Annotated in this window: 16 protein-coding genes; 8 read left to right on the top strand and 8 right to left on the bottom strand. The window is 70.0% G+C overall.

The window, feature by feature from the left end; all coding sequences use genetic code 11:
* The first annotated feature begins 36 nt into the window (after window positions 1-36).
* Together SCI24_RS05380 and ggt are read left to right on the top strand one after the other, a co-directional pair.
* A complete protein-coding gene (locus SCI24_RS05380; RefSeq protein ID WP_318724405.1) occupies window positions 37-519 on the top strand; it encodes a hypothetical protein in 483 nt (160 codons plus the stop codon).
* Window positions 520-566: 47 nt separating this feature from the next.
* Window positions 567-2,390, top strand: a complete 1,824-nt coding sequence (ggt, locus tag SCI24_RS05375) for a gamma-glutamyltransferase (RefSeq protein ID WP_318724404.1) — start codon at window positions 567-569, stop codon at window positions 2,388-2,390.
* Here the strand turns inward: ggt and SCI24_RS05370 are convergent.
* From SCI24_RS05370 to acnB, 3 genes are all read right to left on the bottom strand, one after another.
* A complete protein-coding gene (locus SCI24_RS05370; RefSeq protein WP_318724403.1) occupies window positions 2,387-4,270 on the bottom strand; it encodes a glycerophosphodiester phosphodiesterase family protein in 1,884 nt (627 codons plus the stop codon). The genes ggt and SCI24_RS05370 overlap by 4 nt on opposite strands.
* 88 nt (window positions 4,271-4,358) lie before the next feature.
* The gene (rraA, locus tag SCI24_RS05365; RefSeq protein ID WP_318724402.1) at window positions 4,359-4,847 is read right to left on the bottom strand and encodes a ribonuclease E activity regulator RraA; all 489 of its coding nucleotides are present in this window, start codon (window positions 4,845-4,847) and stop codon (window positions 4,359-4,361) included.
* Window positions 4,848-5,074: 227 nt separating this feature from the next.
* Window positions 5,075-7,678: a bifunctional aconitate hydratase 2/2-methylisocitrate dehydratase gene (gene acnB / locus SCI24_RS05360; RefSeq protein WP_318724401.1), complete on the bottom strand. Its 2,604-nt coding sequence runs from the start codon at window positions 7,676-7,678 to the stop codon at window positions 5,075-5,077.
* A gap of 275 nt (window positions 7,679-7,953) precedes the next feature.
* Between acnB and SCI24_RS05355 the strand changes: the two genes are divergently transcribed.
* Genes SCI24_RS05355 through SCI24_RS05345 form a run of 3 tightly spaced genes read left to right on the top strand, consistent with a single transcriptional unit; the run spans window position 7,954 to window position 12,998 of the window.
* Window positions 7,954-8,409, top strand: a complete 456-nt coding sequence (locus SCI24_RS05355) for a DUF1289 domain-containing protein (RefSeq protein ID WP_318724400.1) — start codon at window positions 7,954-7,956, stop codon at window positions 8,407-8,409.
* Window positions 8,409-9,050: a tRNA-(ms[2]io[6]A)-hydroxylase gene (locus tag SCI24_RS05350; RefSeq protein WP_412929083.1), complete on the top strand. Its 642-nt coding sequence runs from the start codon at window positions 8,409-8,411 to the stop codon at window positions 9,048-9,050. The genes SCI24_RS05355 and SCI24_RS05350 overlap by 1 nt, the downstream gene beginning before the upstream one ends.
* 33 nt (window positions 9,051-9,083) lie before the next feature.
* Window positions 9,084-12,998, top strand: coding sequence for an AAA family ATPase (locus SCI24_RS05345; RefSeq protein ID WP_318724398.1), 3,915 nt, complete (start codon window positions 9,084-9,086; stop codon window positions 12,996-12,998).
* Window positions 12,999-13,067: 69 nt separating this feature from the next.
* On the opposite strand, the gene SCI24_RS05340 is transcribed toward SCI24_RS05345, so the two are convergent.
* Genes SCI24_RS05340 through queC form a run of 4 tightly spaced genes read right to left on the bottom strand, consistent with a single transcriptional unit; the run spans window position 13,068 to window position 15,566 of the window.
* Window positions 13,068-13,343 carry a YkgJ family cysteine cluster protein gene (locus SCI24_RS05340; protein WP_318724397.1) on the bottom strand — a complete coding sequence of 92 codons (276 nt, stop codon included), beginning with the start codon at window positions 13,341-13,343 and terminating at the stop codon, window positions 13,068-13,070.
* Window positions 13,340-14,185 (bottom strand): 6-carboxytetrahydropterin synthase, encoded by an 846-nt coding sequence (locus tag SCI24_RS05335; RefSeq protein WP_318724396.1) that lies wholly within the window; start codon window positions 14,183-14,185, stop codon window positions 13,340-13,342. Before SCI24_RS05335 ends, SCI24_RS05340 begins: the two co-directional genes overlap by 4 nt.
* The gene (queE, locus tag SCI24_RS05330; RefSeq protein ID WP_318724395.1) at window positions 14,185-14,853 is read right to left on the bottom strand and encodes a 7-carboxy-7-deazaguanine synthase; all 669 of its coding nucleotides are present in this window, start codon (window positions 14,851-14,853) and stop codon (window positions 14,185-14,187) included. Before queE ends, SCI24_RS05335 begins: the two co-directional genes overlap by 1 nt.
* Entirely contained in the window at window positions 14,853-15,566 is a 714-nt protein-coding gene (gene queC / locus SCI24_RS05325; RefSeq protein WP_318724394.1) for a 7-cyano-7-deazaguanine synthase QueC, read from the bottom strand. The genes queE and queC overlap by 1 nt, the downstream gene beginning before the upstream one ends.
* A gap of 193 nt (window positions 15,567-15,759) precedes the next feature.
* On the opposite strand from queC, the gene yegQ reads away from it, so the two are divergent.
* The 3 genes from yegQ to SCI24_RS05310 all read left to right on the top strand — a co-directional run bounded on the left by yegQ (window position 15,760) and on the right by SCI24_RS05310 (window position 17,934).
* The gene (yegQ, locus tag SCI24_RS05320; RefSeq protein ID WP_318724393.1) at window positions 15,760-17,184 is read left to right on the top strand and encodes a tRNA 5-hydroxyuridine modification protein YegQ; all 1,425 of its coding nucleotides are present in this window, start codon (window positions 15,760-15,762) and stop codon (window positions 17,182-17,184) included.
* 74 nt (window positions 17,185-17,258) lie between these two features.
* The gene (locus SCI24_RS05315; RefSeq protein WP_318724392.1) at window positions 17,259-17,669 is read left to right on the top strand and encodes an SRPBCC family protein; all 411 of its coding nucleotides are present in this window, start codon (window positions 17,259-17,261) and stop codon (window positions 17,667-17,669) included.
* A 109-nt stretch (window positions 17,670-17,778) separates the two neighbouring features.
* Window positions 17,779-17,934: a hypothetical protein gene (locus SCI24_RS05310; RefSeq protein WP_318724391.1), complete on the top strand. Its 156-nt coding sequence runs from the start codon at window positions 17,779-17,781 to the stop codon at window positions 17,932-17,934.
* 17 nt (window positions 17,935-17,951) lie between these two features.
* On the opposite strand, the gene SCI24_RS05305 is transcribed toward SCI24_RS05310, so the two are convergent.
* On the bottom strand, window positions 17,952-18,188 hold the full coding sequence (locus tag SCI24_RS05305) for a DUF2789 domain-containing protein (protein WP_318724390.1): 237 nt from the start codon (window positions 18,186-18,188) through the stop codon (window positions 17,952-17,954).
* Between the last annotated feature and the right edge of the window lie 7 nt (window positions 18,189-18,195).

The following is an 18,195-nucleotide window of genomic DNA, read 5'->3' as shown; positions in this document are numbered from 1 at the left end:
TAGCGCCTCCAACGAGCCGAAGGGGGATCTGCCGGGATGGCATACTTGCTGGTGATGGGGGCCCTGGGGCTCTCCGTCTGCTTCACCCTGGGCTGGGGCCTGGTCCGGGCCACGCGCTGGCTGCTGGGGCGCCTGCCGGGGGCGGGCCGCAAGCCGGCGCGGCGCTCGGCCCGCCGTGCGCCCAGCAGGCCCAAGGCGCCCAGCCGGCCCAGGGCCGCTCCACGGACCAGAACGCGGAAGGCTGTGCCGGCCAAGCCGCCGCAGGAACCCTGGCGACTGACCCGCTGGCTGGCACGGCGGCGTTCGCCGCTGCCGCTGGGCCTGCTGGTCCTGCTGCTCTATGCGGGCAGCCGCCTGGCCGAATACGGCATGACCTTCCGACCGCAGGCCGCCCCCGGCGAGTTCCACGGCCTGGTCAGCACACTGGGGTGGGTGGCCGCCATCCTGCTGGCCCTCGCCGGCATGAACCTGCTGGCCCTCTGGCGCTGTCACCGGTCGGGTGGCGACGACCGGGCCTGACTCACCTATGCTGTCATGACCCCGAATCGAGACAAGGAGTCATGATCATGGTCATCCCCACCGCCTGGCGTCGCGCGGCGTCCTGTCTGCTGTTCTCGCCGCTGCTGCTCTCCCCGGCGGCCCTCGGCGAGGTGGACTTCCAGTACCAGCGCCCGGAGATCGCCCCGGAGTCGGCATCCGGCAGCGAGGAGAAGCCCGGCTGGGCCACCGAGACCTTCGCCGTGGCCGCGGCCAACCCCCTGGCCACCGATGCCGGCTACCAGATCCTCAAGGCGGGGGGCTCGGCCATCGACGCCGCCATCGCGGTGCAGATGGTGCTCACCCTGGTCGAGCCCCAGTCGAGCGGCATCGGCGGGGGCTCCTTCCTGATGTACCACGACGGCGAGGAGGTCAGGGCCTACGACGGCCGCGAGACCGCGCCCTCCTCGGTGAAGGAGGGGCTCTTCCTCGACGGGGACGGAGAGCCCCTGGCCTTCATGGAGGCCGTGGCCAGTGGTCGCTCGGTCGGCGTGCCCGGCACCCTGCGCATGCTGGAGATGGCCCACAAGGCCCATGGCCGCCTGCCCTGGGCCGAGCTCTTCGAGCCGGCCATCACCCTGGCCGACGAGGGATTTCCCGTCAGCCCCCGGCTGCACCGGAGCCTGGCCGGCACCGAGGGCCTGCGTGACAATGCCAGGGCCTCGGCCTTCTACTATACCGAGGAAGGGGAGCCGCTCCCCGAGGGCCACACGCTCAAGAACCCCGCCCTGGCGGTGATCCTCGAGCGGGTCGCCGAGCAGGACAGCTCGGCGCTGCATACCGGGGCCGTCGCGGAGGATATCGTGGCCCAGGTGCAGAACCACCCCGGAATCACCGGCAGCCTGAGCCTCGAGGACCTGGCCACCTATACGGCGAAAGAGCGCGAGCCGCTCTGCACCGAGTGGCAGGCCTACCGTGTTTGCGGCTTCCCGCCCCCCTCCTCGGGCCACCTGACGGTAATGCAGATCCTCGGCACCCTGGAAGAGCTCCCCCCGCTGGAGGCGGCCATGGAGGAGGACCTGCCCGGCGTCGACTGGCTGCACCGCTTCCTCGAGGCCTCGCGGCTGGCTTTCGCCGACCGCGGGCGCTACATCGCCGACCCGGACTTCGTCGAGGCGCCCGGCGGCGACTGGTCACTGATGCTCGACCCCGACTACCTGGCCGAGCGCGCCGAGCTGATCGAGGCAGGGCAGAGCATGGGCAGCGGCGGTGCGAGCCCTGGCAACCCCGGTGCCCTGGCCACCGCCTGGGCCGTGCAGCCGACGCAGCCGGAACATGGCACCAGCCACATCAGCATCGTCGACGAGCACGGCAACGCCCTGGCCATGACCAGCTCCATCGAGCAGGCCTTCGGCGCGCGCATCCTCTCTGACGGGGGGACCGGCATGCCGGGGGGCTTCCTGCTCAACAACGAGCTGACCGACTTCTCCTTCACCCCCGCGGATGAGGAGGGGACTCCCATCGCCAACCGCGTGGAGCCCGGCAAGCGCCCGCGCTCCAGCATGAGCCCGACGCTGGTCTTCGACCGGGAGAGCGGCGACCTGGTGGCGAGTCTTGGCTCGCCGGGGGGCGCGGCCATCATCCACTACACGGCGCGCTCGCTGGTGGCCATGCTCGACTGGGGCCTGGACGCCCAGCGCTCGCTGGATCTGCCCCATGCCATCACCCTGGGCGGGCCGGTCTACCTGGAGGCGGGACGCTTCCCGCCGGCCACCCTGGAGGCGCTGCGCGAGTGGGGGCATGAGGTGGAGGAGCGTGAGCTGACCAGCGGCCTGCAGGCGATCCAGCGCACCGAGAAGGGCTTCTTCGGTGGCGCCGACCCGCGCCGTGAAGGGGTCGTGATGGGGGACTAGTTCCTCAGCCAGTTGCGCAGCTTGACCAGCAGCAGGGCGCCGTCGCCCAGTCGGCGGCGCTCACCGATCAGCGCGGCGAGCATCGCCGGCCGGTCGGTGATGATGCCGTCCACGCCAAGGTCGATCAGCTGGGACATCCGGGTGCGATCGTTGATGGTCCAGGCATGCAGTTCGTAGCCGTAGTAGCCGGCGAGGCGGACCTCCTCCTCATCGATGCGGTTGTGGCGAAGGGCCAGGGCATCGAAGCCATGGCGCTCCAGGGTACCCGACATCACCAGCTGGGCGAGCAGGGTGGTGCGCAGGCGCGGCGCGCGCAGTCGGACCTCGCGCAGCAGCCAGGTCGACATGGCGGCCACGCGCATCTCGCCCATGACATCGGGATCACCACAGGCCAGGGCGGTCACCCGATCCTCGGCGCGGTGCCGGCAGGCGCGGCGCAGTTCCCTCTCCCTCGCCAGGGTGTCGATCACCGCCTCGACCAGCTCGAGTTCGCGGCCCGGGTCGGGCTTGAGCTCGATCATCAGGGTGGCGCGTCCGCGTACCGCCGCCAGCACCTCGTCCAGCCCCGGGATCCGCTCGCCGATGAAGGGGTCCCCGAACCAGCTGCCGACATCCACCTCGTCGAGGTCCGATCGCGGCAGTTCCCCGACCCGGCGCTTGTCCCCGGCCAGCCGCCTGAGGCTCTCGTCATGGTAGAGCACCACCTCGCCGTCGGCGGTGAGGCGCACGTCGATCTCGACGCCATCGGCGCGATCCCGGATCGCCTGCTCCACCGCGGCCAGAGTGTTCTCCGGCGCCTGCAGCGAGCTGCCGCGGTGGGCGATGATGGTGACCTCGTCGCGGATCTCGAAGCGGTTGACGATCAGCCACGCCTGGCCGATGGCGAACAGCACGACGGCGAGCTCGACCGCCCAGGCCAGGCGACCGGCGTGGGTGCCGGGCGGCGGTGGCTTGGGCTTCGGCTCGCGATGGGCGAGGCGCAGGTAGAGACAGGTGGCCTGCAGGGCGTTGGCGGCGATGCCGCCGAAGGTGATGGCCAGGGCCACCAGCAGGTAGGCGGTGAGGTAGGCGAGCATGGCCGGGACCAGCACCGCATTGCGCTCGGGTAGCCACCACAGCAGCGGCGTGACGACCCGGTCGAACAGCGCCGTGGCCAGCAGGGGCAGGGCGATGATCCCCAGCAGCAGCAGTACCACCGCCGCCGCGATATGGCGACCACGGCCCCGGGTCAGCTGGCTGCTGCGCGCCAGGGCCGCCGGCGGCGAGAGCCCCTCCAGGGTCAGCACCGGCAGGGCCAGGTGCCAGCGGACATAGAGGCTGCCGGCGATCAGCATCCACGCCAGCACCGGCAGCAGGCCGCTGCCGAGAAAGGCCCAGAAGGCAGGCGGGCGGACGTTCTGCACGAAGTAGGGGTCCAGCCCGCCCAGGAAGAACCCATGGAGCCAGGCGAGGCTCAGGGCCAGCGGGACCAGCAGCAGCAGCTGGGCCCCCACCTGCAGCACCACCAGGCCGCTGAGCGCCGGTAGCCGGCGCAGGGTGGCCCAGAGGGCCTCGAAGGCGAGGCGGACATGGTGATCCCGGGGGCGTACCGCCACCAGGATCATGCCGGATTGCTGCAGGTAGAGCACCAGGAAGGTCAGGCCGACGGCGGCCAGCAGCCAGAGCAGGCCGCCGGGGCTCATCAGCAGGGCGATCAGCTCGTTGTTGGTGATCACCGGTCTGCCGAACTGGGCGAGCAGGCTCGAGAGGGTCCAGCCCACGGCCGGCAGCAGCAGGCTCGAGGCCAGCAGCGTGAAGAAGAGGTGGTAGGCGATCAGCGGGCGCAGGTGCTCGCGCAATGTGCGCAGCACATCGCCGCTCAATCGTGACAGGTGCAGCATGGACAGGCGCGTGACGGGGACATAGTGTCAGGGTGACACCGCTGCCCCGTCACGGGCAAGTGCCTGTTACCGCGGGCCTCGTCGCGCTTCAGCGCTCCAGGTCCAGCTGCTCGTCGGCGACCAGGATGCCGTTGTTGTCGGCGTAGAGCCACTGGCCCGGCGACAGAATGACGCCGGCGAAGCTGACCGGGATATCACGCTGGCCCTCGCCGCGCTTCTCGCTCTTGCGCGGATGGGCCCCCAGGGCCTGGATGCCGAGCTCGGTCTCGGCCAGCACGTCGACGTCGCGCACACAGCCATACATCACCACGCCGGCCCAGCCGTGGCCGGCGGCCTGTTCGGCCAGCATGTCGCCCAGCATGGCGCAGCGGGTGGAGCCACCGGCGTCGACGACCAGCACGGCGCCGTCGCCGGGCTCGGCCACCGCCTGCTTGACCAGGGAGTTGTCCTCGAAGCACTTGACGGTACGGATCGGGCCGGCGAAGGCCTCGTGGCCGCCGAAGTTGACGAAGATGGGGTCGAGCACCTGGACCTCGGGGTAGGCGTCGCAGATGTCCGGCGTGACGATATGGCTCACGATGCGGCTCCTCGTGACATGGATGATCCCTCGATGATGCCATGGCCCGGGCAGAACGGAAGTCCCCTTTGGTGGGACGGACCGTTGGCAGGGTCGGGGTGGAGGGGCAGGCGCAAAAAAAGCGCCCCGTGTGGGGCGCTTCGTTCATCGGCTCCGGCCGCCGCGGGCGGCGGCCTTCGATGTTGCGAGCATCGGAGTCGAACCTGAGACTATCACAACACCGGGGTTCAGGCTTCCTGCGCGACCGGAATCACGTTGGAGGCGGCGTTCTGATACTCCTCGATCTCGTGGAAGTTCATGTAGCGGTAGATCTCGCCGGCCATGGCGTCGAACTCGCCCATGTAGCGGCGATACTCGTCGACGGTGGGCAGGCGACCCTCCACGGCGGCCACGGCCGCCAGTTCCGCGGAGGCGAGGTAGACGTTGGCCCCGTCGCCCAGGCGGTTGGGGAAGTTGCGGGTGGAGGTGGAGACCACGGTGGACTTGGCGGCGACACGGGCCTGGTTGCCCATGCACAGCGAGCAGCCCGGCATCTCCATGCGCGCCCCGGCACGGCCGTAGATGCCGTAGTAGCCCTCCTCGGTCAGCTGGTGCTGGTCCATCTTGGTCGGCGGGGCCAGCCACAGGCGGGTCTTCAGGCTGCCGGCCGGCTGCTTCTCGAGCAGCTTGCCCGCGGCGCGGAAGTGGCCGATGTTGGTCATGCACGAGCCGATGAACACCTCGTCGATCTTCTCGCCGGCCACCTCGGAGAGCAGGCGGGCGTCGTCCGGGTCGTTCGGCGCGCAGAGTACCGGCTCCCTGAGCTCCTCGAGGTCGATCTCGATCACCTCGGCGTACTCGGCGTCCTGGTCGGCGCGCATCAGGCTCGGGTTGGCCAGCCACTCCTCCATGCCCTGGATGCGGCGCTCGATGGTCCGGCGGTCGCCGTAGCCGTTGGCGATCATCCACTTGAGCAGGGTGATGTTGGACTTCAGGTACTCGCTGACGCTGTCCTCGGACAGGGTGATGGTGCAGCCCGCGGCGGAGCGCTCGGCGGAGGCGTCGGAGAGCTCGAAGGCCTGCTCGACGGTGAGGTCCTCGAGGCCCTCGATCTCCAGCACGCGACCGGAGAAGGCGTTCTTCTTGCCGGACTTCTCGACGGTCAGCAGGCCGTTCTGGATGGCGTAGTAGGGGATGGCGTGGACCAGGTCACGCAGGGTGACGCCGGGCTGACGCTTGCCCTTGAAGCGCACCAGCACCGATTCCGGCATGTCCAGCGGCATCACGCCGGTGGCGGCGGCGAAGGCGACGAGGCCCGAGCCTGCCGGGAAGGAGATGCCCAGCGGGAAGCGGGTGTGGGAGTCGCCGCCGGTGCCCACGGTGTCGGGCAGCAGCATGCGGTTGAGCCAGCTGTGGATGATGCCGTCGCCCGGACGCAGCGAGACGCCGCCGCGGTTCATGATGAAGTCGGGCAGGGTGTGGTGGGTGTCCACGTCCACCGGCTTGGGGTAAGCGGCGGTGTGACAGAAGGACTGCATCACCAGGTCGGCCTGGAAGCCGAGGCAGGCGAGGTCCTTGAGCTCGTCGCGGGTCATCGGGCCGGTGGTGTCCTGGGAGCCCACGGTGGCCATCTTCGGCTCGCAGTACATGCCCGGGCGCACGCCTTCCATGCCGCAGGCCTTGCCGACCATCTTCTGGGCCAGGGTGTAGCCCTTGCCGGTGTCGACCGGCTGCTCGGGCAGGCGGAAGACGTCGGAGGGGGCCAGGCCCAGGGACTCGCGCGCCTTGGTGGTCAGGCCGCGGCCGATGATCAGCGGGATACGGCCGCCGGCGCGCACCTCGTCGAGGATCAGCTGGGTCTTGAGTTCGAAGGTGGTCACGACCTCGTCGGTGCCGTGCTTGCACACCTTGCCTTCATAGGGGTAGACGTCGATGACGTCGCCCATCTCGAGGGCGGAGACGTCCATCTCCACGGGCAGGGCGCCGGAATCTTCCATGGTGTTGAAGAAGATCGGGGCGATCTTGCCGCCGAAGCAGAAGCCGCCGGCGCGCTTGTTGGGCACGTTGGGGATATCGTCGCCGAAGAACCACAGCACCGAGTTGGTGGCGGACTTGCGCGAGGAGCCGGTGCCCACCACGTCGCCCACGTAGGCGACCGGGAAGCCCTTGGCCTTGACCTCCTCGATCTGCTTGAGCGGGCCCTTGACGCCGGGCTCCTCCGGCTCGATGCCATCACGCTCGTTCTTGAGCATGGCGTTGGCGTGCACCGGGATATCGGGGCGCGACCAGGCATCCGGGGCGGGGGAGAGGTCGTCGGTGTTGGTCTCGCCCGGCACCTTGAAGACGCTGAGGGTGATCTTCTCTTCCAGGGCGGGCTTGGAGAGGAACCACTCGGCGTCGGCCCAGGACTGGATGACGTCCTTGGCGACGGCGTTGCCCGCCTTGGCGCGCTCTTCCACGTCGTGGAAGGCGTCGAACATCAGCAGGGTGTGCTTGAGCTGCTCGCCCACTTCCTTGGCCAGGTCGGCATCGTCGAGCAGTTCCACCAGGGAGACGATGTTGTAGCCGCCCTGCATGGTGCCCAGCAGCTTCACCGCGTGGATCCTGTCGATCAGCGGGGACTCGGCCTCGCCCTTGGCGATGGCGGTGAGGAAACCGGCCTTGACGTAGGCAGCCTCGTCGACGCCGGGCGGAACGCGATTGGTGAGCAGGTCGAGGATGAACTCCTCCTCGCCGGCCGGCGGGTTCTTCAGCAACTCGACCAGTGCGGCGACCTGCTCGGCGTTCAGCGGCTTCGGCGGCACGCCCTCGGCGGCGCGCTCCTCGACATGTTGGCGATAGGCTTCAAGCACGTTGGGGCCCTCATCGGTGGTGGTGGCCGAAGCCGGCAGACCTTAGTCGAGCGTCGACGAAAGGCACGCTTCGGCGCGGGAAAACTCTGGCAGACCCTTGCTGTTGCCAGGGTGTCAGCGGTGCCGCGATCATAGAGGAAACTGTCGACAATGTTAAGCTGGGCCCGCCGTGGCGGCCTTGAACTTTGGTCGGCGGCAACTTCGGGCTGCCAGCCCGGTGTCTCCCGCGTTAACATGACGTTATGTCAACGCACGTTAACGTCAACGGGAGGGGCATGGGAGAGCGCATCACCTCGCCGTGCGTCGGCCTCTGCTCGACCACCCTGGGTGACCGGGTGTGCCGTGGCTGTCAGCGCCTCGACGGCGAGATCCGCGACTGGCCGGCCCTGACCGGTGAGCAGCGACAACAGCGCATGGCCGAGCTGGACAGGCTGCGGGCCGAGGTCGCCGGGCGCTTCCTGGTGGTCGTCGACCCCGAGAGCCTTGAGGCCCAGCTGCGCCGCCACCGGATCCGCTTCCGGGACGAGCAGCCGCCGCTCTCCCGCGCCGTGGAGCTGCTGCGGGTGGGGCGCGGCCGCATCCGCGACCTGACGCGCTACGGGCTGGCCGCTCGCGACGGCGAGGACGCCGCCTCGCTCCATGAACGCATCACCACCGACCTGCTGGCTGCCGCCGAGCGGCGACAGGCGCTGCTTGCCGACCTCATCGACCCGCCGACACAGGAACCATGATGCCCCCGATGCCGAGTCTCGAGACCACCGATTGCCGGGACCTGCTGCCTGCCGAGCTGCTGGCGTTCCTGCCCTGTGCCACCCCGGAGGCGTGGGTCGACTGGGCCCTGGCCAACCCCGAGCTGCTGCTGATCGACCACGCCCAGTGCGAGAAGAAGGCGGCCTCCACGGCCATGAGCCTGCTCTACCGCTATGTGGACCAGCCGCTGCTGCTCACCAAGATGTCGCAGCTGGCCCGGGAGGAGCTGCTGCACTTCGAGCAGGTCGTCAAGCTGATGGAGGCGCGGGGCATCGTCTATCGCCATATCAGTGCCTCGCGCTATGCCGAGGGGCTGCGTCGCCACGTCCGGGGAGAGGAACCGGAACGCCTGGTGGACATCCTGATCATCGGGGCGCTGATCGAGGCACGCAGCTGCGAGCGCTTTGCCCGCCTGATTCCGCATCTGGATGATGAACTTGCCAAGTTCTATCGCAGTCTGGTTAAGTCGGAAGGCCGTCATTTCGAGGATTACCTGATGCTGGCGCGCCGCCTGGCCACGGCGCCCATCGACGCGCGTATCGCCTTTTTCTCCGATCGCGAGGCCGAACTGGTCACCATGCCGGACACGGCCTTTCGTTTTCACAGCGGCGTGCCGGCCTGAGGCCATCACTTCCGCCACGCAGGAATGATCACCATGCGGGATGCTGCCGACGACGTACACGACAATGACCGGGACCACCTGGCACTCTTCGGCCACTTTTCACTGAGCCTGGGCGACGATGTCCTGACCCAGTTCAGTTACGACAAGGTCAAGGCGCTGCTGGTCTACCTGCTGCTCCACGACCAGCCGGTCAGTCGTGCCACCCTGGCCGAACTGCTGTGGCCCGACCAGGGCCTGTCGTCGGGACGTACCAACCTGCGTCACGCGCTGCACTGCCTGCGCCAGTCCCTGGGCGAGGAGGCCGAGCGGGTGCTCTCGGTGTCTCGCCAGACCATTGCCTTCCGGCTGCCGGAGCGCTGGCACTTCGACATGCACCGGCTCCAGGCGCTGCTGGAGGGGCCCGCCGACGTGGCCACCCTCGAGGCGGTGCTGGCCTGCTATCGCGGCGACCTCGCCGAGGAGCTGCACCTGACCAGCTGTGCCGAGTACCAGCGCTGGCTGGTCCAGGTGCGCAACGAATGGCGCCAGCGGGTGATCCGCTTCGCCGAGAGCGTCCTGGAGCGCCCGGAACCGCTGCCGGATGGGGTGCTGGAGTCGCTGGTCAGCCGCTTTTCCGGCTACGGGCCCTTCCATGAACGCCTGGTGCGCCAGCTGGCCGAGCAGGGCCAGCTGGCCGCCGCCCACGAGCAGTACAACGCCTACCTGCAGCTGCTGGCGCTCTCCGGCCAGCAGCCGGAGCCCTCCTTCCTGCAGCTGGCCCGCTACTGGTCCGATGCCCAGGCCGAGGGCGCGCACCTCGGTCCCAGCGGGGCCTTCTCGCGCACCCTGGCCATGGACAGCGCCCCCCTGCGCGAGGACGAGATCGAGCAGCGCCAGCTCTCGGTGATGGCCATTCGCCTGCGGCTCAAGGCCGACCTCTCGGCCCGTGCCGATGCCCGCGCCTGCCTGGCGCTGCAGGTCGAGTTGATGCGCTGGCTCGAGCAGCAGTGCCACCACCTCGGGGGCTTCTGGCTGCCCGGGGCGACCGGCGGCCTGGGCCTGGCCTGCTTCGGCACCCATGGCCCGGCGCACCAGCTGGCCGAGCTGGTGGCGCTCTACGAGCACTGTCGCCGCGTGCTGCCCGAGGAGTCCCAGCGCCACTGGAGCGGCGAGGGCGAGCCGCCGCGCATCGAGCTGGCCGCCGGCCTGGACAGCGGCCGGGTGGTCTACCTCCCCGAGCGACACCTGGTCGACCCGCTCGGCCAGGTGACCCAGGGCTCCCTCGACCTGATGAGCGCCGCCGAGGGCAGCGAGCTGGTCATCTCCCAGGATGCCAGCCAGCACATGCCGCCGGCCCTCGACCTCCAGCCGCGGCTCTCCACGCGGCTGGTGGCCAGCGACGGCCGGGTGCGCCTGCGGGCGCTGGTCCTCGGCACCAACGAGGGCGGGCGCGAGGCGCCTCCGCCCAGCCTGGTGGGGCGCGAGGGCTCCCTGCGCACCCTGCGCGATGCCCTGGCCCGGGCCGGCATCGGCCTGCGCCAGAGCGTGCTGGTGCGGGGCCCCTCGGGGCTCGGCAAGTCGGCGCTGCTGGTGGGCTTTCGCCAGCTCGAGCAGAGCCGCGAGGCGGCGATCTGCTGGCAGCCCACCACGCGGCTCTCCGTGCAGGAGCCCTATGGGGTGGCGCGGCAGCTGCTGCGTTGGCACCTGGGGGGGCGCATCGACGCCGAGTCGCTGTCGCGCCTGCTGGCCGCCGACGATGCCGTGGCGCCCGAGTCCGAACACCGCCTGCTGCTGGAGGAGGCCCTCGGCGTGCGCGAGCCCCGCGAGATGGCGGTGCTCGCCCAGAGCGGGGAGGCCGTGGAGCTGGTCGTGGGACTCATCCACCGCCTGATTCGCGAGCTCTCCCGCGAGCGCACCCTGGTGCTGATGATCGACGACCTGCAGTGGCTCGACGAGCCCTCCTTCAAGGTGCTGGCAGGCCTCCAGGCGCGGCTGCCGATCAACAGCCCCTTCCTGCTGGTGGCCAGCCACCATGGGCGGGAGGCGCTGCCGGCGAAGCTGCACTGGGACCAGCAGATCTCCCTGGGGCGGCTGGATGCCATGCAGTCTTCCCGGCTGCTCTCCCAGCTGGCGCGCCGCTATCGCATCCACCTCAGCCCGCGGCTGCGTGGGCAGATCATCGAGCGCTGCGATGGCGTCCCGCTCTACCTCCAGGAGATCTGCCGCCGGGTCGACATGGATCGCCGCGAGGGGCGCAGCGTGCAGCTCGACGAGCTGCCGCGCGGCCTGCTGGGGCTGCTGGCCAGCCGCATCGACCAGCTCGACACCGACCGCGAGGTGGCCCATGTGGCGGCGGTGCTCGGACGCCGCTTCCGCCTCGACTTCCTGGCCGAGTGCAGCGGCTGGGAGATGAGCCGACTGGCGCCGGCCCTGGAGCAGATGCGCCGGCTGGAGATCATCGAGCCGGCCGAGGGCGAGGAGGGCGAGCGCGAATACCAGTTCACCCACCAGCTGCTGCAGGAAGCCGCCTACCTCTCCTGTCCCCGGGACGTGCGGGTGAGCATCCATCGTCAGGTGGTCAGCCTGATCGAGGAGCACTTCCCGATGTGGATCAGCCGCCATCCCGGCGACTTTGCCACCCATCTGCGGCGCAGCGGCCACTATGCCCGCGGCGCCCGCTACTTCGAGCTGGCCGCCCGGGAGGCCCTCAAGGTCAGTGCCAACCGCACGGCGCTGAAGATGGCCGACTTCGGCCTGGCCAGCCTGCGCCACGTCGAGGGGCAGGCCGAGCGCGAGATCAGCCTGCTCACCGTGCGTGGCCAGGCCGCCTTCGCCCTGGAGGGACACGGCTCGCCCACCGCCCACGAGAGCTTCGTGCGGGCCCGGGAGCTTCTCGCCCAGGAGGAGGCCGCCCCGGACGACGCCGGCGACCTGGAGCAGGCCTTCCTGGTCCAGTGGGGCCTGTGGGTGGGCTGCAGCCAGCGTCATGCCCATGCCGATGCCTTCTCCCTGGCCTCGCGCCTGGCGAGCCTCGCCGGCCGCCTCGAGGACCCGCGCTACCGCCGCCTGGCCGACTTCGCCCGGGCCAGCTGCGAGTACTGGGCCGGGCGCATCTCCCAGGCCTATGACCACCTGGAGGAGATCGACCCGCTCAACGTCCCGATGATGATCGAGTGGCTGCCGTTCTCCGACCACCCCCAGGTCGCGGCGGCCTGCTTCCAGGGCTGGACCCTCTGCCTGCGGGGCGATTACCAGCGTGCCGAGCGGCAGGTGGAGTCGGCCATCCGGCTGGCCGAGCGGATCGGCCACCCCGGCAGCCTGGCCATGGCGCTGATGTATGCCGCGGCCCTCTATCGCCAGCTGGGACACGTGCACCTGGCCACCATGCGCGCCGAGCGCGCCTTCGAGCTGACCGGCACCCCCGACCTGCACCTCTGGCAGGTGGCCTCGCGCAGCGTGCTGGGCTGGCAGCGGGCCCTGGCCGGCGACCGCGATGGCCTGGCCCAGATCGAGTCGGCCCAGGAGGAGCTGGCGGAGGTAACCGGACGCGATCCCTACCAGCGCCCGGCCCTGTGGTACGTGGATGCCTGCCTGGCCCTGGGGGAGCTTTCCCGGGCCGAGGACTACCTCGACCAGTGCCTGATGATCGCCCGCGAGCGCACCACCCTGTTCGTCCCCGAACTGGCGGTGCACCTGGCGCGCGTCCGCCATCGCCTGGGCCACTCCCGCGAGGAGGTCAGGAGCCTCGCCGAGCAGGCCCTGCTGCAGGCCCGGGAGGACGGCAACCTCCACCAGCAGCTCGCCGCCCTGGAGCTCTGGCTGACCCTGATCGACCCCCGGGACGAGGCGTCCCGGGCGGAGTTCCGCGCGCTGCTGGGCGAAGTGAGCCACAGCGACGCGCCGGTGCTGACGCGCTGGCGGACCCTGCTCGACCGCCGCCTGCCCCATGCCGCGGACCTCTCCTCCTGACACCCCGATCGCCGACCCGCAGAGCACAACGGCGCCCCAGGGGCGCCGTTGTGCTCTGCGGGCAGGGCGTCAGGTGGCCAGTTCCAGGGCCTCGATGCGCTGGAGTGCCTCGTCGCGCCCCGTGCCGCACAGCTCGGGGTCGTAGTCGAAGCGCGCGCACACCGCGGGGCGGCGCGGGTCACCGAACAGCCGGCAGAGGTTGGCGTCGTCGAGCTGCACGCAGCGCACGCCCGCCGGCTTGCCGTCGGGCATGCCGGGAATCGGCGAGCTGATCGAGGGCGCGATGCAGCAGGCGCCACACCCCGGACGGCAGCCGTCGGCCGGGGCCGCGGGCGTGGCGGTCATGGCCGGGCCTCGGCGATGGCGCCCTTGTCGATGCCCTCGAAGGCCCGGACCCGCGTGGCCTGGCCGCTCTCCCGGGCGATGGCCCCGGCCAGCCAGGCGGCGATATGTTCCACCGTGGTCGGCGTCGGCAGCACCGCGCAGCGACTGCGCGGGAGCCGGATGAAGAAGTGGCCCTGCTCGGCGCGGTAGCGGCAGCTCAGCTGGTCGCGAAAGCCCGGGGCGTCGTCCTCGACCAGATCCGCCTCGTCCACCAGGTAGCGGTCGGCCAGCCACTCGGCCCACTGCTGCTCGAGGGCCGGAACGCGCTGCCCCTGCTGCCAGACCTCCAGCCGCGAACGATGGCCATGGGCGATGCGCTGGCAGTTGCCGGCATGCTGCTTCAGGCCATGGCTGTAGGTGTAGGCGGCCCCCTCGATGGCCTCCTCGCGCAGCCTCAGGCGGATGTCGGTGACCCGCGGCGGCGGTCGGCGCATCAGGTCGGCGACCAGGTGGTCGGCGAGTCGCTCCGGCGTGATCTCGCGCCAGGGGAGCAGGCTCAGCGCCTGGCGCGGGGCACGCACCTCCAGCGGGTAGGGCCGCTCGCCGCGCACGCAGAGCCCCTCCCGGCAGTCGTGGAGCGTCACCCCCGGTGCCCGGGTGGGCACCAGCAGGGTATGGTCCAGGCCGCCATCGAGCCGCGACTTGATCCAGGGCTTCACCTCGCCGAAGTCGAACAGCATGCCGTCCTCGCCGAGCTCCCCGTCGAGTTCCGCGTCGACCTGCCAGCTGGCGCCGACCAGGCCACGCTGCGGGCACCAGAGCGAGACGTCGAGGTGGGTGAGGCGGTTGACGAAGAGCGTCATCAGTCGATACCCGCGATCTTGTGGGTCTGCAGCGACAGGCGCCACCGGGGGTGGGCCAGGCAGTAGGCCACGGTCTCGGCCATGGTGTCGGCAGTGGTCTCGCCTGGGATGGCGGCCGGCCCGGTATCCATCGGCTGCAGGAAGAAGTGGTCGAAGTCGAGCCGGGCGAAGCGCGCCGGCGGGGCATCGGCCTGGGGATGGACCAGCTTCAGCTCGTCGCCCCCGGTGACCGCCAGGGCGTTGTCGCCCTTGGGACTGACGCAGAGCCAGTCGATGCCGGCAGGGGCGGGCAGGGTGCCGTTGGTCTCGACCGCGACCTCGAAGCCGCGGGCGTGCATCTCGCGGATCAGTGCCTCGTCGAGCTGCAGCAGCGGCTCGCCCCCGGTGAAGACCACATGGGGGATGGCGGCTCTTTCCCCCGGTTCCTCCCGGTCGGGCCATAACGCCGCCAGATGCTTGGCGAGGGCCTCGGCATCCTCGAAGCGTCCGCCGTGCTGGCCATCGGTGCCGATGAAGTCGGTGTCGCAGAAGCGGCAGGCCGCCGCGGCGCGATCCTGCTCCCGGCCGGACCAGAGGTTGCAGCCCGAGAAGCGACAGAAGACGCTGGCGCGACCCGCCTGGCCGCCCTCGCCCTGCAGCGTATAGAAGGCCTCCTTGACGTGATACATCAGTGGCTCCTCTTGGCCGGTTCGGCGGCGGGTTCAGGCCGCTGACAATAGCCGAGGGGATCCGTCGCATGGTTGGCGGCGAAGGCGGCCAGGCGCTCGCGACAGCTGCCGCAGCGTCCGCAGGCAAGCTCTTCCCCCTGATAGCAGGTCCAGCTGTCGGCGTAGTCGAGCCCCATGGCCAGGCCATCGGCGAGGATCTCGGCCTTGCTGGCGCGCAGGTAGGGCGCATGGATCTCGACGGCCTGGAAGTTGGCGATGCCGGCCACGGCGTTCATCGCCTCGACGAATGCCGGTCGACAGTCGGGGTAGAGCACGTGGTCGCCGCCGTGGGCGCCGTAGTCGACCCGGCCGGCGCCGATGTTCACGGCCTTGGCGATGGCGAGCGACAGCAGGATCATGTTGCGGTTGGGCACCACCGTGGCGGCGAGGTTGTCCTCGGCGTAGTCGCCCTCTGGCAGCGCTCGGTCGGCATCGGTGAGCGCCGAGGCGTCGATCAGCCCGTGGATGGCGCGGATGTCCACCACCTGGTGGGGCACGCCGAGCCCGCGGCAGACCCGCGCCGCGACCTCCAGCTCGCGGGCGTGGCGCTGGCCGTAGTCGAAGGAGAGGGCGTGGACCTCGCGCCCCTCGCGCAGGGCCCGGTGCAGCACGGTGTAGGAGTCCATGCCGCCGGAGTAGATCACCACGGTGGCAGGGGTAGAGGCGTCGTTCATGGCGGGAGCTCTGGTCGGAGAATTTGTCGGGCCGCTGGCGCGGCGATCCGGGGTCCGGTCCGGAAACGGCGACAGTCTACTTGACCTGCCGGCCTCGGGGAACTCCAGACTCTGACGCTCGGCGCTGCTATAATGTGCGCCCCTCAATTCCCTGCGCCTTCTGGCGCCATCGTCCTGACAACGGTGACCTCCTATGCAAGCCCCCGAACTGCTCTCCCCCGCGGGAACGTTCAAGAACATGCGCTACGCCTTCGCCTATGGCGCGGATGCGGTCTATGCCGGCCAGCCGCGCTACTCGCTGAGGGTGCGCAACAACGACTTCAAGATCGACAACCTGCACAAGGGCATCGCCTACGCCCACGAGCGGGGCAAGCAGTTCTACGTGGCCTCGAACATCGCGCCGCACAACAGCAAGCTGAAGACCTACCTGCGCGACATGGAGCCGGTGATCGAGGCCGGTCCGGATGCGCTGATCATGTCCGACCCGGGCCTGATCATGATGATCCGCGAGCGCTGGCCGGACCAGGTCATCCACCTGTCGGTGCAGTCCAACGTGGTCAACTGGGCGGCGGCGCGGTTCTGGCAGCAGCAGGGCATCAGCCGCATCATCCTGTCGCGTGAGCTGTCGCTCGCCGAGATCGCCGAGATCCGCGCCGAGTGTCCCGACCTGGAGATCGAGACCTTCGTCCACGGTGCGCTGTGCATCGCCTATTCCGGGCGCTGCCTGCTCTCGGGCTACTTCAACCACCGCGATCCCAACCAGGGCACCTGCACCAACGCCTGCCGCTGGAAGTACAACACCGTGGCCGCCGCCCAGGACGAGACCGGCGACATCGTTCCCGCTAACTCGGCCCGCGCCCATGCCGGCAGCGGCATCTGGACGCCAGGGCAGGATGGACAGCCGGGTGGGCTGATCGCCTCCGGGGGCGGCAGTGCCGAGGTGGCAAGTACCGCCACCGCGGGCGGCGTGGAGGGCCAGGACGAGCTCTCGGCGCTGATCGAGGACCGCACCCGCCCCGGCGAGCTGATGCCGGTGTTCGAGGACGAGCACGGCACCTATATCATGAACTCCAAGGACCTGCGCGCCGTGCAGCACGTGCCGCGCCTGACCGAGATGGGCGTCACCTCGCTGAAGATCGAGGGGCGCACCAAGTCCCACTACTATGTGGCACGCACCGCCCAGGTCTACCGCCGCGCCATCGACGACGCCGTGGCCGGCCGCCCCTTCGACATGCGCCTGATGGACGAGCTCGACAACCTTGCCAACCGCGGCTATACGGAGGGCTTCTATCGCCGCCACGTCCACGACGAGTACCAGAACTACGAGCAGGGCAACTCGGTGGGGGTGCACCAGCAGTTCGTCGGCGAGGTGATCGGCTACGACCCGGATCGCGGCACGCTCGAGGTCGATGTCAAGAACCGCTTCGAGGTGAAGGATTCCATGGAGCTGATGCTGCCCGGCGGCAACCGCCGCTTCGTGCTCGAGCATATCGAGAACCGCCGCGGCGAGTCCGTGGGCGCCGCGCCCGGCTCCGGCCACGTGGTGCGGATCCCGGTGCCGGGCGAGGCCATCGAGGCCTCGCGGATCGAGTTCGCGCTGCTGATGCGCGACCTCTGAGTCGGGCGGCGGCTGGACATCCACGGCCGCCGGCGACATGGTAGGCATCGATTGTTCGTCGAACAGGGAGCGGCATGGCCACCATCGAACACAGCGCGATTCTCAAGGCACCGCCCGAGCGGGTCTTCGCCCTGCTCGAGCGGGTCGAGGACTTTGCCGACTACTCCGACCTGATCCAGGCCATCGAGCCGCTGGGGGAGGACCGCTATCGCTGGCATGTCCATGCGGTGGGCATGGACTGGACCTTCGACGTGGCGATCACCGAGGCGCGCGCCCCTGAGGTGCTGGCCTGGGAATCGCTGGACGGGGTGCACAACCGGGGCTGCTATCGCCTGACGCCCGTGGCGGGGGGCACCGAGGTGTCCCTGACCCTGACCTACGCCATCCGCAATCGTCTGCTGGAGAAGGCCGTCAACCGGGCGGCTCGACCGCTGGTCGGCAAGGTCAGCCGGCAGATCCTGGAGCGGGTCGAGGCGCGGCTATGACGCTGGCTGACGTGATCGCCAAAATCAATTAGCGGCCTATCTTACCGCCGCCCGCTGGCAGGGCTATCATGGGGGAAATCAGGCCGTCGGCCTGTGAGAGGAGCCTTCCATGATCACTGGCCTGCTCTGGTGCCTGGCCGTCCTGGCGGGACAGCTCTGGCTGCTGCACCTGGTGGATCGACGCGTGGCGTCCATGCCACGCCTGCCGCCGGAGGATATTCCTCCTTCCGAGGCTCCCCGGGGTGGTGCCTCCCCGCCTGCCTGACGGCCGCCACCGCCGGCTCAGCCCTTGCGCAGCGAGGTGTTGAGGTGGTCGACCACCTCGGCCCAGTCGGCGTCTGCCTCCAGGGCCTCGCGCAGGAATTCCGCCTGGCCCTCGTTCCAGCAGGGCGCATCGGGCAGGGCGACGTCCTCGGGAATGGGGGCATGGCGGTCGATGAAGCGCTTGATCGCCGCGGGATCCGAGGCGAGCCCGAGCTGCTCGAAGAGTTCGGTGAAGGGGTGGTCGGGGTGTTCCATGGCGTGA

It is taken from the genome of Halomonas sp., assembly GCF_033549285.1.
Classification (GTDB): Bacteria; Pseudomonadota; Gammaproteobacteria; order Pseudomonadales; family Halomonadaceae; genus Halomonas.
This window is presented reverse-complemented; position numbering and strand designations above follow the sequence as displayed.

What these genes read in the sequence shown, in the direction of transcription:
- ggt (WP_318724404.1), top strand. Translation starts at nt 567, where the DNA reads ATGGTCATCCCCACCGCCTGGCGTCGCGCGGCGTCCTGTCTGCTGTTC.
- queE (WP_318724395.1), bottom strand. Translation starts at nt 14,853, where the DNA reads ATGTATCACGTCAAGGAGGCCTTCTATACGCTGCAGGGCGAGGGCGGC.
- SCI24_RS05350 (WP_412929083.1), top strand. Translation starts at nt 8,409, where the DNA reads ATGCCCCCGATGCCGAGTCTCGAGACCACCGATTGCCGGGACCTGCTG.
- SCI24_RS05345 (WP_318724398.1), top strand. Translation starts at nt 9,084, where the DNA reads ATGCGGGATGCTGCCGACGACGTACACGACAATGACCGGGACCACCTG.
- SCI24_RS05355 (WP_318724400.1), top strand. Translation starts at nt 7,954, where the DNA reads ATGGGAGAGCGCATCACCTCGCCGTGCGTCGGCCTCTGCTCGACCACC.
- SCI24_RS05305 (WP_318724390.1), bottom strand. Translation starts at nt 18,188, where the DNA reads ATGGAACACCCCGACCACCCCTTCACCGAACTCTTCGAGCAGCTCGGG.
- SCI24_RS05370 (WP_318724403.1), bottom strand. Translation starts at nt 4,270, where the DNA reads ATGCTGCACCTGTCACGATTGAGCGGCGATGTGCTGCGCACATTGCGC.
- SCI24_RS05335 (WP_318724396.1), bottom strand. Translation starts at nt 14,185, where the DNA reads ATGACGCTCTTCGTCAACCGCCTCACCCACCTCGACGTCTCGCTCTGG.
- queC (WP_318724394.1), bottom strand. Translation starts at nt 15,566, where the DNA reads ATGAACGACGCCTCTACCCCTGCCACCGTGGTGATCTACTCCGGCGGC.
- yegQ (WP_318724393.1), top strand. Translation starts at nt 15,760, where the DNA reads ATGCAAGCCCCCGAACTGCTCTCCCCCGCGGGAACGTTCAAGAACATG.
- SCI24_RS05340 (WP_318724397.1), bottom strand. Translation starts at nt 13,343, where the DNA reads ATGACCGCCACGCCCGCGGCCCCGGCCGACGGCTGCCGTCCGGGGTGT.
- SCI24_RS05315 (WP_318724392.1), top strand. Translation starts at nt 17,259, where the DNA reads ATGGCCACCATCGAACACAGCGCGATTCTCAAGGCACCGCCCGAGCGG.
- SCI24_RS05380 (WP_318724405.1), top strand. Translation starts at nt 37, where the DNA reads ATGGCATACTTGCTGGTGATGGGGGCCCTGGGGCTCTCCGTCTGCTTC.
- SCI24_RS05310 (WP_318724391.1), top strand. Translation starts at nt 17,779, where the DNA reads ATGATCACTGGCCTGCTCTGGTGCCTGGCCGTCCTGGCGGGACAGCTC.